The 14,567-nt window shown below is 68.2% G+C and carries 19 protein-coding genes and 1 riboswitch; of the genes, 6 read left to right on the top strand and 13 right to left on the bottom strand.

Features of this window, described 5'->3' with window-relative positions; genetic code table 11:
* Positions 1–65 precede the first annotated feature (65 nt).
* From ACA097_RS08905 to nrdR, 12 genes are all read right to left on the bottom strand, one after another.
* Positions 66–875 (bottom strand): cobalamin-binding protein, encoded by an 810-nt coding sequence (locus ACA097_RS08905; protein WP_371369829.1) that lies wholly within the window; start codon positions 873–875, stop codon positions 66–68.
* Entirely contained in the window at positions 875–1,291 is a 417-nt protein-coding gene (locus ACA097_RS08910) for an MFS transporter (RefSeq protein WP_371369831.1), read from the bottom strand. The genes ACA097_RS08905 and ACA097_RS08910 overlap by 1 nt, the downstream gene beginning before the upstream one ends.
* Positions 1,288–1,911, bottom strand: a complete 624-nt coding sequence (ribA, locus tag ACA097_RS08915; RefSeq protein WP_371369833.1) for a GTP cyclohydrolase II — start codon at positions 1,909–1,911, stop codon at positions 1,288–1,290. The genes ACA097_RS08910 and ribA overlap by 4 nt, the downstream gene beginning before the upstream one ends.
* A 131-nt stretch (positions 1,912–2,042) precedes the next feature.
* Positions 2,043–2,687 (bottom strand): TIGR02281 family clan AA aspartic protease, encoded by a 645-nt coding sequence (locus ACA097_RS08920; RefSeq protein ID WP_043249047.1) that lies wholly within the window; start codon positions 2,685–2,687, stop codon positions 2,043–2,045.
* Positions 2,688–2,770: 83 nt separating this feature from the next.
* Entirely contained in the window at positions 2,771–3,286 is a 516-nt protein-coding gene (locus tag ACA097_RS08925) for a phosphatidylglycerophosphatase A (RefSeq protein ID WP_043249044.1), read from the bottom strand.
* A 2-nt stretch (positions 3,287–3,288) separates the two neighbouring features.
* Positions 3,289–4,248, bottom strand: a complete 960-nt coding sequence (thiL, locus tag ACA097_RS08930; protein WP_371369836.1) for a thiamine-phosphate kinase — start codon at positions 4,246–4,248, stop codon at positions 3,289–3,291.
* Between the two features lie 18 nt (positions 4,249–4,266).
* Positions 4,267–4,746 carry a transcription antitermination factor NusB gene (gene nusB / locus ACA097_RS08935; RefSeq protein ID WP_043249041.1) on the bottom strand — a complete coding sequence of 160 codons (480 nt, stop codon included), beginning with the start codon at positions 4,744–4,746 and terminating at the stop codon, positions 4,267–4,269.
* A complete protein-coding gene (gene ribE, locus ACA097_RS08940; RefSeq protein WP_043249039.1) occupies positions 4,743–5,219 on the bottom strand; it encodes a 6,7-dimethyl-8-ribityllumazine synthase in 477 nt (158 codons plus the stop codon). Before ribE ends, nusB begins: the two co-directional genes overlap by 4 nt.
* A gap of 97 nt (positions 5,220–5,316) precedes the next feature.
* Complete coding sequence (gene ribBA / locus ACA097_RS08945) at positions 5,317–6,411, bottom strand: bifunctional 3,4-dihydroxy-2-butanone-4-phosphate synthase/GTP cyclohydrolase II (RefSeq protein WP_043249037.1); 1,095 nt, start codon at positions 6,409–6,411, stop codon at positions 5,317–5,319.
* A 15-nt stretch (positions 6,412–6,426) separates the two neighbouring features.
* A complete protein-coding gene (locus ACA097_RS08950; RefSeq protein WP_043249035.1) occupies positions 6,427–7,089 on the bottom strand; it encodes a riboflavin synthase in 663 nt (220 codons plus the stop codon).
* 163 nt (positions 7,090–7,252) lie between these two features.
* Positions 7,253–7,419: riboswitch (FMN riboswitch) on the bottom strand.
* Positions 7,420–7,541: 122 nt separating this feature from the next.
* The gene (gene ribD / locus ACA097_RS08955; protein WP_371369839.1) at positions 7,542–8,642 is read right to left on the bottom strand and encodes a bifunctional diaminohydroxyphosphoribosylaminopyrimidine deaminase/5-amino-6-(5-phosphoribosylamino)uracil reductase RibD; all 1,101 of its coding nucleotides are present in this window, start codon (positions 8,640–8,642) and stop codon (positions 7,542–7,544) included.
* Positions 8,639–9,103 carry a transcriptional regulator NrdR gene (gene nrdR, locus ACA097_RS08960; protein ID WP_043249030.1) on the bottom strand — a complete coding sequence of 155 codons (465 nt, stop codon included), beginning with the start codon at positions 9,101–9,103 and terminating at the stop codon, positions 8,639–8,641. The genes ribD and nrdR overlap by 4 nt, the downstream gene beginning before the upstream one ends.
* Before the next feature lie 142 nt (positions 9,104–9,245).
* Between nrdR and ACA097_RS08965 the strand changes: the two genes are divergently transcribed.
* From ACA097_RS08965 to trxA, 3 genes are all read left to right on the top strand, one after another.
* A complete protein-coding gene (locus tag ACA097_RS08965) occupies positions 9,246–9,689 on the top strand; it encodes a YbaY family lipoprotein (protein WP_371369841.1) in 444 nt (147 codons plus the stop codon).
* The gene (locus ACA097_RS08970; RefSeq protein WP_371369843.1) at positions 9,686–10,345 is read left to right on the top strand and encodes a 50S ribosomal protein L11 methyltransferase; all 660 of its coding nucleotides are present in this window, start codon (positions 9,686–9,688) and stop codon (positions 10,343–10,345) included. Before ACA097_RS08965 ends, ACA097_RS08970 begins: the two co-directional genes overlap by 4 nt.
* A 222-nt stretch (positions 10,346–10,567) precedes the next feature.
* The gene (trxA, locus tag ACA097_RS08975; protein WP_371369845.1) at positions 10,568–11,437 is read left to right on the top strand and encodes a thioredoxin; all 870 of its coding nucleotides are present in this window, start codon (positions 10,568–10,570) and stop codon (positions 11,435–11,437) included.
* A 102-nt stretch (positions 11,438–11,539) separates the two neighbouring features.
* Here trxA and ACA097_RS08980 read toward each other — a convergent pair whose 3' ends face one another.
* Positions 11,540–11,920 carry a hypothetical protein gene (locus tag ACA097_RS08980; protein WP_371369847.1) on the bottom strand — a complete coding sequence of 127 codons (381 nt, stop codon included), beginning with the start codon at positions 11,918–11,920 and terminating at the stop codon, positions 11,540–11,542.
* Between the two features lie 105 nt (positions 11,921–12,025).
* On the opposite strand from ACA097_RS08980, the gene ACA097_RS08985 reads away from it, so the two are divergent.
* From ACA097_RS08985 to ACA097_RS08995, 3 genes are read left to right on the top strand one after another with little or no spacing between them, the layout of a single operon-like run.
* Positions 12,026–12,583 (top strand): DUF2796 domain-containing protein, encoded by a 558-nt coding sequence (locus tag ACA097_RS08985; protein WP_043249020.1) that lies wholly within the window; start codon positions 12,026–12,028, stop codon positions 12,581–12,583.
* 6 nt (positions 12,584–12,589) lie between these two features.
* Positions 12,590–13,297, top strand: coding sequence for an ABC transporter ATP-binding protein (locus ACA097_RS08990; RefSeq protein WP_371369850.1), 708 nt, complete (start codon positions 12,590–12,592; stop codon positions 13,295–13,297).
* Positions 13,298–13,299: 2 nt separating this feature from the next.
* Positions 13,300–14,565, top strand: coding sequence for an ABC transporter permease (locus tag ACA097_RS08995; protein WP_371369852.1), 1,266 nt, complete (start codon positions 13,300–13,302; stop codon positions 14,563–14,565).
* Positions 14,566–14,567 lie beyond the last annotated feature (2 nt).

A 14,567-nucleotide genomic window follows, 5' to 3' on the forward strand; every position in this document is an offset into this window, starting at 1 on the left:
AATCGCGGACAAGGTCCGCTCCTACAGGGATCGCCCGGCGTAGGAGCGGATCTTATCCGCGAACATCAATGCGCCGCCGGCTTCGCCCCGGCGAGCAGACTGCAGAGCTTCTCGGTCGCCGCGAGCATCGCGTAGCTCGGCCGCTCCAGGTTGCGGTCGGGCAATACCCACAGCTGTCCAAGGCGCGTCGCGCTGAGTTGCGGCATGTTGCGCCATTCGGCGAGCTGCTCGGCGTTGGGCGCCAGTATCACTTCCGGATCGCGCGCCAGTACCGACTCCATTCCCACCTGCGGCGCCGGCAACGCCAGGTCGGCAAACAGGTTGCGCGCGCCGCAGACCTCCAGCGCATCGCTCACCACCTGGCGTCCACCGAGCGTGTACAGCGGCTGGTTCCACACCTGATAGAACAACCGCAGCGGGCGCGGCCGCGCATAGCGCTGGCGCAGGTCGGAGATACGCCGGCGGAAGTCGTCTGCCAAGGCCTTGCCTTTCTGCTCCGCACCCAGGCGCGCGGCGAGGTCTTCCAGTTGCTGCGGCACGTCGTCGAGGCGATGCGGCTCGGCGATGTACAGGGGAATGCCGAACTCCCGCAGGCGCGCGAGCTGGGCTTCGGGAATGCTTCCGGGCCAGACCAGCAGCAGGTCGGGGCGCAGGCTCAGCAAGCGCTCCATGTCGAGCTGCCCATACCGGCCAACCGAGGGCAGCGCGGCCAATTGCGGCGGGCGGACGTCGCCGTCGAGCACCGCGACCAGGCGATCTTCCGCACCCAGCTCGAGCACGCTGTCGGTCATCGAAGGAGCGAGACTGATCACTCTTTGCGCGGCCAGCGCCGGCAGGCCCAGGAGCAGCAGCAGGACAGCGGCGGCCAGGCGCATCAGACGATCAGGCGCGGGACGCGGTAGAGCCAGAGGATCAGCAGGCTGGTGAGGCCGAGGAGAATGATGGCCACGCCCGAGAGGTCGGTGAAGCAGGCCAGCGCGCCTATCCAGGCCGGCAGGCTGGCCCCGAGCACGCCGTTGCGCCAGGTGCGGGCCAGTTCGCTCCAGCGCTCCGGCTCATCGTCGGCATCGCGGGCCTTGCCGGCGGCTATCAGCGCCAGCTTGTAGCGGCGGAACAGCGGCAGGGTGAAATACATCGAGACCAGTGCGGCGATGTAGAGCGGCGTGGCGAGGACGGCCAGTTCGTCGAACTCGCGGCCCCAGGCCAGCAGCGCGAAGAGCGGACCGAGTGCCAACAGCAGATGCAACCACCAGCGTCCGGCCAGGCGGCCGTGCTCGGCGGCGCGGTTCACTGCGCCTCGATCTCCGCCTCGCCCTGGTGCAGCTCGCCGAGCATGTGTCCGAGTTTGCCGGCCTTGGTCGCCAGGTAGCGCTTGTTGTGCGGGTTGAGACCCTTCTGCAGGGGTACGCGTTCGGCAACGGTGATGCCGTAGCCTTCCAGCGCCTTCACCTTGCGCGGGTTGTTGGTCATCAGCTTCAGCGAGCAGACGCCCAGGTGCTGCAGCATCGGCAGGCACATCGCGTAGTCGCGCTGGTCGGCGCCGAAGCCGAGCTTGAGGTTGGCTTCCACGGTGTCCGCACCCTCGTCCTGCAGGGCGTAGGCGCGAATCTTGTTCAGCAGGCCAATGCCACGGCCTTCCTGGCGCAGGTAGAGCAGCACGCCGCGGCCTTCGCGGGCGATGGCCGAGAGCGCGCCTTCCAGCTGGAAGCCGCAGTCGCAGCGCAGGCTGAACAGCGCGTCGCCGGTCAGGCATTCGGAATGCAGGCGGCCGAGTACCGGTTGACCGTCGTCGATCTCGCCCATGGTCAGGGCGACATGTTCCTTGCCGGTCTCCTCGTCGAGGAAGCCATGCATGTTGAACTCGCCGAAGGGAGTGGGCAGTTTGGAGACGGCGACGAACACGACGGACACCGGAAACTCCTGAAAGTCAGACAGTAGAAAGGAGCCGGCATTGTAACAGCAGTGCCGGCGCGCCGGTCATCGCGAATTCCGCAACATAAGAATCGACGCCATCGATGGAACGCGCGGCCGCGCGACCGGCGTCAATGCTTGGACTGGATGTACATCATGCCCTGGTCTTCCCGCCAACCGACGCGGTTGAGGTAGCTCATGCCAAGCAGGATCTCGGTAGGGAAGCCGCCTTCCAGCACGCTGGCGTCGACGCCGAGCACCTCGATGCCGCCGAGCTTCACGCTGTTCAGGGTGACGCGCCAGCCTTGCACCGTGCCGCTGGCCGTGGAGGCGACCATGGGCTTGCCGACGACGCGGTAATCGATGCCCAGGCGCCGTGCCTGTTCATCGTTCATCGCAATGGTGGTGGCGCCGGTGTCGATCAGGAATTGCGCGGTCTGACCGTTGATCGAGCCGGACACCCAGTAATGCCCGTCGGTGTTGCGAGCGATGCCCATTTCCTGCGCCGGGGCCGGCGCGGAATAGCCACTGGCGTTGTATTCGCGGCTGAGGTCGAAGGTCTGCTCGACGCCATTCACCCGCAGCACCGCCTTGTGACTGTCGGCGCTGATTACCTGCACGCCTTGCGGCCCCGTCTCGCCGACCTTGAGGAACTTGCGCTGGCCGTCGATGTTGACCACTGCCGCATTGGGGAACAGGCCGACGACCCGCACCTGCGGCGCGGCTTGCGCTACGGCGGCGAGAGAAAGGGTCAGGGCAAGCAACGCACGCAGCATGATCGACTCCTAGTCGGCAGGACGCTGGGATGGATGCAAACATACACTGGCGACGCGCCAGCGTCAGTGACGCGATCGGCTTGTCAGAACAGCCAGTGCACCCAGGCCCAGACCAGGCCCTGCATGGCCAGCCAGGCGAAGACGCCGGCGAGCAGGTCGTCGAGCATGATGCCGACTCCGCCGTGGACGTGGCGGTCGATCCAGCGGATCGGCCAGGGCTTGAGGATGTCGAAGAAGCGGAACGCCAGGAAGCCGACCAGCAGCCAGACCCAGCCCTCCGGCACCAGCCAGAGGGTGATCCACATGCCGACCATCTCGTCCCAGACGATGCCTTCGTGGTCGTGCACGCGCAGGTCGTCGGCCACCTTGCCGCACAGCCAGAAGCCGAACAGCATGGTGATCCCGAGCATCAGCCAGTAGCCCCAGTCCGGCAGCATCTGCCACAGCGGAACGAACGGGATGGCGACCAGCGAACCCCAGGTGCCCGGTGCCTTGGGCAGGGTGCCGGAGCCGAAGCCGAAGGCCAGGAAGTGCCAGGGGTTGCGCCAGACCGAAGGCGGCACCGGCTGGGCCGGGGCCTGATGGGGATGCTCTGTCACTGTCACTCCGTGAAATGCAGGTAGCCGCCCTGTCGCGGCGTGATGTCGTGACCGCTGCGGTCCAGCACGCGCACACCGCTGCCCGCTTCCACCCGTCCGATCACCGCCAACGCTGGCCATTGCGCCTGCAAGGCGGGCAGTTCGGACGGCGGCAAGGTGAAGGCAATGACGTAGTCGTCGCCGGCGCCGAGCTTGGCCTGCAGCGCACGCTCCGCACCAAGCAGCGCTTCCAGCGGCTCGCTCACGGGCAGGCGCTCGGCCTCGATGACCAGGGCCACGCCGGATGCACGGGCGATATGCCCGCAGTCGGCGAGCAGGCCGTCGGAAACGTCCAGCGCCGCCGTGGCGCGGCCGCGCAGCGCCTGACCGAGGGCCAGCTGCGGTTGCGGCGACCAGTAGCGGGCGAGCAAGGGTTCGGCCACTTCGGGTTCGGCAGCCAGGCGGCCAAGCACCAGCTCCAGCGCACCGCCCGCCTCGCCCACCGGACCACCGACGCAGAGCAGGTCGCCGACGCGCGCACCGGCGCGGGTCAGCGCCTGGCCAGCTGGAACCTGGCCAAAAACGGTCAGGGTCATGCTCAGCGGGCCACGTGTGGTGTCGCCACCGACCAGCGCCAGCTTGCAGTCCTCGGCCATGCGGTTGAGGCCGCGGGCGAAGGCCTCCAGCCAGGCCGGATCGGCTTCGGGCAGGGTCAGCGCGAGGGTGAACGCCAGGGGCGCGGCGCCCATCCCGGCCAGGTCGCTGGCGGAGACTGCCAGGGCACGCTGGCCGAGCAGGTAGGGATCGCAGAGGGCGGGAAAATGCACGCCGGCCACCAGGGTGTCGGTGGACACCGCCAGCTGTTGGCCGGCGGCCGGCGTCAGCAGGGCGCAGTCGTCGCCGATGCCCAGCGCAACGCCTTCGCTCGCAGCCGCACAGGCGGCCGCGGCGAAGTAGCGGCGGATCAGTTCGAACTCACCCATGCCGGCGCGAACGAAGCCTCAGCGCTTCGCGCCGCGCAGCTCGGCCGCGCGCAGGCGCGGTGCCAGCTTGTCCAGCACGCCGTTGACGAACTTGTGGCCGTCGGTGGCGCCGAAGGTCTTGGCCAGCTCGATGCCTTCGTTGATCACCACTTTGTACGGCACGTCCAGGCGCACGCGCAGCTCGTAGGTGGCCAGGCGCAGGATCGCCAGCTCGACCGGGTCGACCTCGTCCAGCGCGCGATCCAGGCAAGGCGTGAACGCCTCGTCCAGCTCGCTCTTCAGGCGCGGCACGCCGTGAAGGATCTCGTGGAAGTAGGCGCCATCGACATCGCTGAAATCGTTCTCGGTGCGGAAGCTCGCCTCGATCTCGTTCAGCGACTGACCGGCCATGTGCCAGGAGTACAGGGCCTGCACCGCGAGGCTGCGGGCCTTGCGGCGCATGGCGATCTTGTTCGGCTTGGCCGGTTTGGCCGGAGCACCGTTGTCGGTGTTGCTCACTTGGCCTCCAACTGCGACAGCAGGCTCACCATTTCCAGGGCGGACAGCGCGGCTTCGGCGCCTTTGTTGCCGGCCTTGGTGCCGGAACGCTCGATGGCCTGTTCGATGGAGTCGACGGTCAGCACGCCGAAGGCGACCGGTACGTCGAACTGCAGGGAGACCTGGGCCAGGCCCTTGGTGCACTCACCGGCGACGTACTCGAAATGCGGGGTGCCGCCACGGATGACCGCGCCGAGGGCGATGATGGCGTCGAACTCGCCGCGCTTGGCGACTTTCTGCGCGACCAGCGGGATCTCGAAGGCGCCCGGGGCACGGATGATGGTGATTTCGCTTTCAGCGACGCCGTGGCGAACCAGGGCGTCGATGGCGCCGCTCACCAGGCTTTCGACGACGAAGCTGTTGAAGCGGCCGACCACCAGGGCGAAACGGCCTTTGGGGGCGATGAAGGTACCTTCGATGGTCTTCAGGGTCATGGACAGGTCTCGTTTGTCTAAAGAGCCGGGGCGCTCGGGGCACCCCGAAAGAAATGGGCTGAGGCACGGCCGCCGCGCGGGGCGCGGCGGCGGGCGATCATTCAGCGGGCAGGTATTCTACAACTTCCAGGTCGAAACCGGATATCGCGTTGAAGCGCATCGGCGCCGACATCAGGCGCATCTTGCGCACGCCGAGGTCGCGCAGGATCTGCGAACCGGCCCCTACCGTACTGTAGGTGGTGGTCGGCTTGGGCGCCGCCGCGGGGTTGGCGATTTCGCGCACGTGGGCCAGCAGGTCCTCGCCGCCGATCTGGTGACCGAGCAGCAGCACCACGCCACGGCCGGCTTCGGCCACCTTGGCCATGGCCGCGCGCAGGTTCCAGCGACCGGCCTGGTTGACCATCAGCAGGTCGCGCAGCGGGTCCATGTTATGCACGCGCACCAGGGTCGCTTCTTCGGCGCAGATGCTGCCGAGGGTCAGCGCCAGGTGCACTTCGCCTTCCACGGAGTCGCGGTAGGTGATCAGCTTGAACTGGCCGAGCTCGGTGTCCAGCGGCTGTTCGGCCAGGCGCTCGACGGTGCGCTCGTGGATCAGCCGATAGTGGATCAGCTCGGCGATGGTGCCGATCTTGATGCCGTGCTGCTTGGCGAATTCTTCCAGTTCCGGACGGCGGGCCATGGTGCCGTCGTCGTTCATGATCTCGCAGATCACCCCGGAAGCCTCGAAACCGGCCATGCGCGCGAGGTCGCAGGCAGCTTCGGTGTGGCCGGCGCGAGCCAGGGTGCCGCCGGGCTGGGCCATCAGCGGGAAGATGTGGCCGGGGCTGACGATATCGGCAGCCACGGCATTCTTGGCGGCGGCGGCCTGCACGGTGCGGGCGCGGTCGGCGGCGGAGATGCCGGTGGTCACGCCTTCGGCGGCCTCGATGGAAACGGTGAACTTGGTGCCGAAGCCGGAACCGTTGCGCTGCACCATCAGCGGCAGGCCGAGGCGCTCGCAACGCTCGCGGGTCATCGGCATGCAGATCAGGCCGCGGGCGTGCTTGGCCATGAAGTTGATGTCTTCGGTGCGGACGCACTCGGCGGCCATGATCAGGTCGCCTTCGTTCTCGCGGTCCTCGTCATCCATGAGGATGACCATCTTGCCTTGGCGGATGTCTTCGACCAGTTCTTCGATGCTGTTGAGTGCCATCTGGGCAGCTCCTAATCAGTGCTTCATGAAGCCGTTTTCGGCCAGGAATGCTTCGGTGATGCCAGGGGCGCTGGGCTCGGCGGCCTTGTCGCCGAGCAGCAGGCGCTCGAGGTAGCGCGCCAGCAGGTCGACCTCGAGGTTGACCTCACGGCCCGGGCGGTAGTCGTCCATTATCGTCTCGACCAGGGTGTGCGGGACGATGGTCAGCTCGAACTCGGCGCCGTTCACGGCGTTGACCGTCAGGCTGGTGCCGTCGACGGTGATCGAGCCCTTGAGCGCGATGTACTTGGCCAGCTCACGCGGCGCGCGCACGGTGAACTGAATGGCGCGGGCGTTATCCTCGCGCTTGACGATCTCGCCGACGCCGTCGACGTGCCCGCTGACCAGGTGGCCGCCCAGGCGGGTGGTCGGGGTCAGGGCCTTCTCCAGGTTCACTTTGCTGCCGACCTTGAGCTGGTGGAAGGCGGTGCGCGCCAGGGTTTCGCGGCTGACGTCGGCCCAGAAGCCGTCGCCGGGCAGATCAACGGCGGTGAGGCAGATGCCGTTGACCGCGATGCTGTCGCCGAGCTTGACGTCGCCGAGGTCCAGCTTGCCGGTCTGCACGTACAGGCGCACGTCACCGCCCTTGGGGGTGATCGAGCGGATGGTGCCGATGGCTTCGATTATGCCGGTGAACATGGGGCCTCCTGGGCAGCGCTATGCGGCTGCGCGCCGGCACGGGCCAGCGGACGGAAAACGAAGGGGTGGTGCATGCAACTGAACTCCTGTTTTGGGAAAAACAGGGCAAATCGGATCGAAGGGACTTTTGCGGACGCGCGCAGGCACGCCGAGCGCAGGCTCATCCCGTTCTCTCTTCATCCGGACTGTTACCGTCGGCCCCGGAATCGCACCGGGTCTGCTGACCTTGCCGCTCCGCCGTGAAAGCCGGTCGTGGCAAGCGCTCGCGGGCTAGACGCATTGCGCGCCATTACCGCCGGTGGGGACTTGCACCCCGCCCTGAGAACGTCAATCGCGGCCGTTGCAAAGCCGGCCGCGTGTGGCGTTTTACCACAGGCGGCCGCAAGTCGGAAGATTCAGTTGGGTGAGTCTCCGCATTCGCGGGAAGGATGAGGAAATCGGATCGGAACGCTTCAGGCGGGACGCGCAGTGACCAGCCAGTCGTCGCCCACCGCGCGAATGTCGAGGATGCGCAGCTCACGCGCCTCGGCCATTTTGTCCAGCGGCAGGTCGAGCAAGGGACGGGCGCTGGAGCCGAGAAGCTTGGGCGCCATGAAGACCTGATACTCGTCCACCAACCCCTGGCGAGCGAAGGCACCGGCCAGGCGCGGGCCGGCTTCCACCAGCACCTCATTGACACCACGCGAGCCCAGCTCGGCGAGCAGCCGCGGCAGATCGACATGGCCATCGTTGCCCGGCAGCACGAGCAGCTCGCGACCGTCGGCGGCGAAGCCCTCACGCTCGGCAGAACTGGCGACCAGCGCCGGCCCCGCACGGTAGAAAGGCGCATCCGGCGGCACCCGCAGGCGGCCATCGACCAGCACGCGCAGCGGCTGGCGCCCAGCTGCCAGGGCGGTCTGCTCGGGGTCGAGACCCAGTTCATCGGGCCGCACGGTGAGGCGGGCGTCATCCAGAAGCACGGTATCGGCGCCGGAGAGCACCACGCTGGAACGTGCGCGCAGGCGCTGAACGGCGCGGCGCGCAGCCGGGCCAGTGATCCACTGGCTCTCGCCGCTGGCCATGGCCGTGCGGCCGTCCAGGCTCATCGCCAGCTTGACGCGGACGAACGGCAGGCCGCTCTCCATGCGCTTGATGAAGCCGACGTTGAGCTCGCGGGCCTCGGCCTCCAGCACGCCGGAGGAAACCTCGATGCCGGCGTCGGCCAGGCGCAGCAGGCCACGCCCGGCGACTTGCGGGTTGGGGTCCTGCATGGCCGCCACTACGCGGGCGACGCCAGCGTTGACCAAAGCGTCCGCGCACGGCGGCGTGCGACCGAAGTGGCTGCAGGGCTCCAGGGTCACGTAGGCGGTGGCGCCGCGGGCTCGCTCGCCGGCCTGGCGCAGGGCGTGGACCTCGGCGTGCGGCTCGCCGGCGCGCACGTGCCAGCCTTCGCCGAGCACCTGGCCGTCCTTGACGATCACGCAGCCGACGCGCGGATTCGGATGGGTCGAATAGAGCCCCTTGCGCGCCAGTTCCAGCGCGCGCGCCATATGGGCCTGGTCGACGGCGCTCATTCCTTGGACGGCTCGCGCGCCAGGCGCTCGATCTCTTCGCGGAACTCGTTGAGGTCCTGGAAGCGCCGGTAGACCGAGGCGAAGCGGATGTAGGCGACTTCGTCAAGCTTCTGCAGCTCGGCCATCACCAACTCGCCGAGCACCCGCGACTTCACCTCGCGCTCACCGGTCGCGCGCAGCTTGTGCTTGATGTGGGCGATGGCTTCTTCCAGGCGATCGACGCCCACCGGACGCTTCTCCAGCGCGCGCTGCATGCCGGCGCGCAGCTTGTCCTCGTCGAACGGCTGGCGGCTGCCGTCCTGCTTGATCAGGCGCGGCATGACCAGCTCGGCGGTCTCGAAGGTGGTGAAGCGCTCGCCGCAGGCCAGGCATTCGCGGCGGCGGCGGACCTGATCGCCCTCGGCGACCAGGCGCGAGTCGATGACTTTGGTGTCATTGGCAGCGCAGAACGGACAATGCATGGCAGGAAAGGCCCTACAGAAAGATCGCCAATGGTAGCGCATCCGCTGCTGCCCATCGACCAGCCGAGCATTCCCGCAAGACAAGCCCCACACTTTAGGCTATACACGCCGCCCTGGAATCCGTCGCGAGGGACACCGCCCCATGCCACTCCGCCTCCTCTGCCTCTTCACCCTGGCACTGCTGGCCGCCTGCTCGAGCAAGCAACCCGCTCCCGAGCAGCCGCCCGCCATGTCGCAGGCCAAGGCCAGCGCGCCGCTGCCGGCCAACCAGCGCGAACTGTCCGGCACCATCACCAGTGCCCGTGGCTACCTGCCGGCCGGTGCGGAAGTGGAAGTGGCGCTGCTGCTGATGGACCAACGCGATCACCCGCAAGGCGCCCTCGCCAGCCTCGACCTGCTCGGCAACGGCGGCGCCCTGCCCTTCAGCCTGCGCTTCGATCCGAGCGCCTTCCCAGCCGGCGCACGCGTCGAGCTGCACGTGCGGGTCGCGCAGAACGGCCAGTTGGCCTGGCGCCTGCGCCCCATCCCGATCGCCGCGGCGCAATCGCAGGCCCTCGGCGAACTGCGCCTGGAGCAGGCACCGTGAATCCGCCGCGCGAGTTGCAGCAGGCCCTCGTCGAACTGCTCGGCGACGCGCGCCTGGTCGCCGAGCGCCTGCCCGGCACCGAGCTCTCGCTGTGGCTGATCGACGCCGACAACATGGATCGCCAGTTCAACCCGGAGGAAACCCGGCGCATCCTCGAAGAGCCGCCCTACTGGTGCTTCTGCTGGGCCAGCGGCCTGGCCATGGCGCGCTGGCTGGCCGAGCGCCCGGAGTGGGTCGCCGGCAAGCGCGTGCTGGACTTCGGCGCAGGCTCCGGCATCGCCGCCATCGCCGCGGTCAAGGCCGGCGCCCGCGAAGTGGTGGCCTGCGACCTCGACCCGCTGGCCCTGGCCGCCAGCCGCGCGAACGCCGCACTCAACGGCGTGGAGCTGAGCTATTCCGACGATTTCTTCAAGGAAGCAAACGACTACGACCTGATCCTGGTCGCCGACGTGCTCTACGACCGCGCCAACCTGCCGCTGCTCGACGCCTTCCTCGGCCGCGGCCGCGAAGCCCTGGTGGCCGACTCGCGGGTCCGCGACTTCCAGCACCCGCTGTACCGGCGCCTGGACATCCTCGACGCCTGCACCTGGCCGGACCTGGCCGAGCCCCACGAATTCCGCAAGGTCAGCCTGTACCACGCACGGCGCGAGGGCTAAGCACCGCTCGCTGGGTCCCCGCGTTCGCGGGGATGACGATGAAAATCACCGCACCCTTTCCGCGACGTCGAAAGCGCCCGCACCTACGTCGTCATTCCCGCGAACGCGGGAAACTAGAGACACCGGCTGCACGCCGCCGCGCCCACCTTGTTTCCCCCACAGCGCGCCCCCACTTATAGTGGCACCCCGAATCAATCGCCCCTGCGCACGACGAGAGCCCCCATGAGCGATACCCCCTACATCTTCGACGTCAGCTCGGCCAACTTCGACCAGCTGGTGATCCAGAACTCCTTCCACAAGCCGGTGCTGGTCGACTTCTGGGCCGACTGGTGCGCCCCGTGCAAGTCGCTGATGCCACTGCTCGCGCAGATCACCGAGTCGTACCAGGGGGAATTGCTGCTGGCCAAGGTCAACTGCGATGTCGAGCAGGACATCGTCATGCGCTTCGGCATCCGCAGCCTGCCCACCGTGGTGCTGTTCAAGGACGGCCAGCCGCTCGACGGCTTCGCCGGTGCGCAGCCGGAATCGGCAATTCGCCAGATGCTCGAACAACACGTGCAGCCGCCGGCAGCGCCCGCCGCCAACCCGCTGGAGGCTGCACAGGCGGCTTTCGCCGAGAGCCGCTTCGCCGACGCCGAGGCCCAGCTCAAGGCCCTGCTGAGCGAAGACAACACCAACGCCGCCGCGCTGATCCTCTACGCCCGCTGCCTGGCCGAACGCGGCGAGCTGGGTGAAGCCGAGACCGTGCTGGGCGCGGTGAAGAGCGACGAGCACAAGCAGGCCCTGGCCGCCGCGAAGGCGCAGCTGACCTTCCTTCGCCAGGCCGCCGATCTGCCCAACGCCGCCACCCTGAAGACCCGTCTCGCGGCCGACGCCAACGATGACGAAGCGGCCTACCAACTGGCCGTGCAGCAACTCGCCCGCCAGCAGTACGAAGCGGCGATGGACGGCCTGCTGCGCCTGTTCCAGCGCAACCGCGACTATGGCGACGGCCTGCCGCGCAAGACCCTGGTGCAGGTATTCGACCTGCTCGGCAACGACCACCCGCTGGTCACCACCTACCGCCGCAAGCTGGCCAACCTGCTGTACTAACCCGCACCAAACCATCGTTTGCAGGAGCGAGCTTGCTCGCGAACCAGCTCCACCGAGGAGTCGTTCGCGAGCAAGCTCGCTCCTACGAAGAGCCCTCCCGTCTCAGACCTCCACCCAACTGAACACCTGCGTTCCGTCACACACCTCGATCTTCACATTCGGGCTGTGCCGCAGGCGTACCAGCAAGCCCTTGGCCGCGCCGGCGCTGCCGGCCAGGGCGCTCAGCTCGTCGAGCAGTTGCGGCCCTTCGCTGCTGCCGGCCTGGCGCAACAGGTCACAGGCCGCCTGCCAGAGGCGCTCGGCCGCGCTGGATGGCGGCGGGTTATCCACGGGCGCTACAGGCTCGACTGCAATCGGCGCTTGCTGTAGCGCCACCCCCAGGCGCCGCCATTCCGCCTCGTCCAGTTCCAGCACCAGGTCCACCGGCCAGTCGCCGATGTGTCCGCGAATTCGCATGGGCATTTCCTCCAGAGTGGCGCGCATGCTCCCACGCCGTCGCACGAGCGCCAATTGGAATCCCCCTAGGCGCCGACAACACTTTGTTATAACGTAACAACCCCTGAAACATCCCGACCGTTGGAGAACCCGATGCGCCCCCTGCTGCTTGCCCTGGCCTTGCTCCCTTTCGCCGCCGCCCAGGCCCATGACGAACACCAGCACAGCCTCGGCAAGCACGAGCATGGTGTGGCCCAGCTCAACGTCGCGCTGGACGGCAAGACCCTGGAACTGGAGGTGGACAGCCCGGCGATGAACTTCGTCGGCTTCGAACACCCGGCCAGCAGCGCCGCCGACCAGGCCACAGTAGCCGCCGCCCGCATCCAGCTGGGCAAGCCGCTGGAGCTGTTCGTGCCGCCGGTCGCGGCCAATTGCAGCGTCACCGAGGTCGAGCTGAGCAGCCCGCTGTTCGGCAACGCCAAGGCCGAAGACCACGATGACGACGGCGACGAGCACGAAGGCCACCAGCACGCCGACATCAACGCCCACTACACCCTGACCTGCGCCTCGCCCGAAGCCCTCGCCAGCCTAGACCTGGCGCCGCTGTTCAAGCGCTTCCCCGCCACCCAGAAGCTGGTGGTGCAGTTGATCGGCCCGAAAGGCCAGCAAGGCGCCGAGCTGACCCCGTCGAACAGCCTGCTGAGCTTCTGACCGGCCATGGATGACCTGCTCGAACTCCGCGACCTCGGCTTCGCCTGGCCCGGCCAGGCGGAGCTGCTGGACATCCCGCACTTCGCCCTGCGCCGCGGCGAGACGCTGTTCCTCAAGGGCCCGTCCGGCAGCGGCAAGACCACCCTGCTCGGCCTGCTCGGCGGCGTACAGAAGCCGCAACGCGGCAGCATCCGCCTGCTCGGCGAAGATCTGGCGCAGCTCTCCGCCGCGCGCCGCGATCACTTCCGCGTCGACCACACCGGCTACATCTTCCAGCAGTTCAACCTGCTGCCGTTCCTCTCGGTGCTGGAGAACGTCGAGCTGCCCTGCCACTTCTCGCGCAGTCGCGCGGCGCGTGCGAAGGAGCGCCACGGCAGCGTCGCCGAAGCCTCGCGCGCATTGCTCGCGCACCTTGGCCTGGGCGATGCAGCACTGCAGCAGCGGCGCGCCGACAACCTGTCGATCGGCCAGCAGCAGCGGGTCGCCGCGGCGCGCGCGCTGATCGGCCAGCCGGAGCTGGTGATCGCCGACGAACCGACCTCGGCGCTCGATGCCGACGCCCGCGAAGCCTTCCTCCAACTGCTGTTCGCCGAATGCCGCGACGCCGGCGCCAGCCTGCTGTTCGTCAGCCACGACCAGAGCCTGGCGCGGCTGTTCGACCGCAGCCTGTCGCTGGCCGACCTCAACCGCGCCGCCACTGCCCCCGGGATCTGAGCATGTACCTGTTCCGCCTGGCCCTGGCCAGCCTCGCCAACCGCCGTTTCACCGCCCTGCTCACGGTCTTCGCCATCGCCCTCTCGGCCTGCCTGCTGCTGGCCGTCGAGCGGGTGCGCAGCGAAGCCCGCGCCAGCTTCGCCAGCACCATCGCCGGCACCGACCTGATCGTCGGCGCGCGCTCGGGCTCCATCAACCTGCTGCTCTACTCGGTGTTCCGCATCGGCAACGCCACCAACAACATCCGCTGGGAAAGCTTCGAGACGGTGAAGGAAAGCCCGCTGGTGAAGTGGGCCATCCCGATCTCCCTGGGCGACTCACACCGCGGCTACCGGGTGATGGGCACCGACGCCAGCTACTTCGAGCACTACCACTACGGCCACGACCAGGCGCTGCAGCTCGCCGAAGGCCGGCCCTTCGGCCAGGACCTGTTCGACGTGGTGCTCGGCGCCGAAGTAGCCGAGGCGCTGCACTACAAGCTCGGCGACCACATCGTCCTCAGCCACGGCGTGAGCACCATCAGCCTGGTGCAGCACGCCGACAAGCCGTTCACCGTGGTCGGCATCCTCGCCCGCACCGGCACGCCGGTGGATCGCACGCTGCACATATCCCTCGCGGGCATGGAAGCGCTGCACGTCGACTGGAAGAACGGCGTGCCGGCGCGCGGCGACGGCCGCATCAGCGCCGACCAGGCGCGGGCGATGAACCTGCAACCAACCGCCATCACCGCCTTCCTGCTCGGCCTGAAGAGCAAGGTGGCGACCTTCGCCCTGCAGCGGCAGATCAACGAATACGACGGCGAACCGTTGCTGGCGATCCTCCCCGGCGTCGCCCTGCAGGAGCTCTGGGGGCTGATGGGCACGGCGGAGAAGGCACTGTTCGTGGTCTCGCTGTTCGTCGTGCTGACCGGGCTGATCGGCATGCTCACGGCGATCCTCACCAGCCTCAACGAACGCCGCCGCGAAATGGCCATCCTGCGCTCGGTGGGCGCGCGGCCCTGGCACGTGTTCAGCCTGCTGGTGGCCGAGGCCTTCGCCCTGGCGCTGGCCGGCGTCGCCCTCGGGCTCGGCCTGCTTTACGTGGGCATAGGCGCGGCGCAAGGCTTCGTGCAGGCCAACTACGGCATCTACCTGCCGCTGGCGGCGCCCAGCGCCTATGAGTGGTCGCTGCTCGGCGGCATACTCCTGGCCGCCCTACTGATGGGCTGCGTGCCGGCCTGGCGCGCGTACCGCCAGTCCCTGGCCGATGGCCTGTCGATCCGCCTGTGAGT

It is taken from the genome of Pseudomonas sp. QL9 (genome assembly GCF_041409665.1).
In the GTDB taxonomy this organism is placed as follows: domain Bacteria; phylum Pseudomonadota; class Gammaproteobacteria; order Pseudomonadales; family Pseudomonadaceae; genus Pseudomonas; species Pseudomonas knackmussii.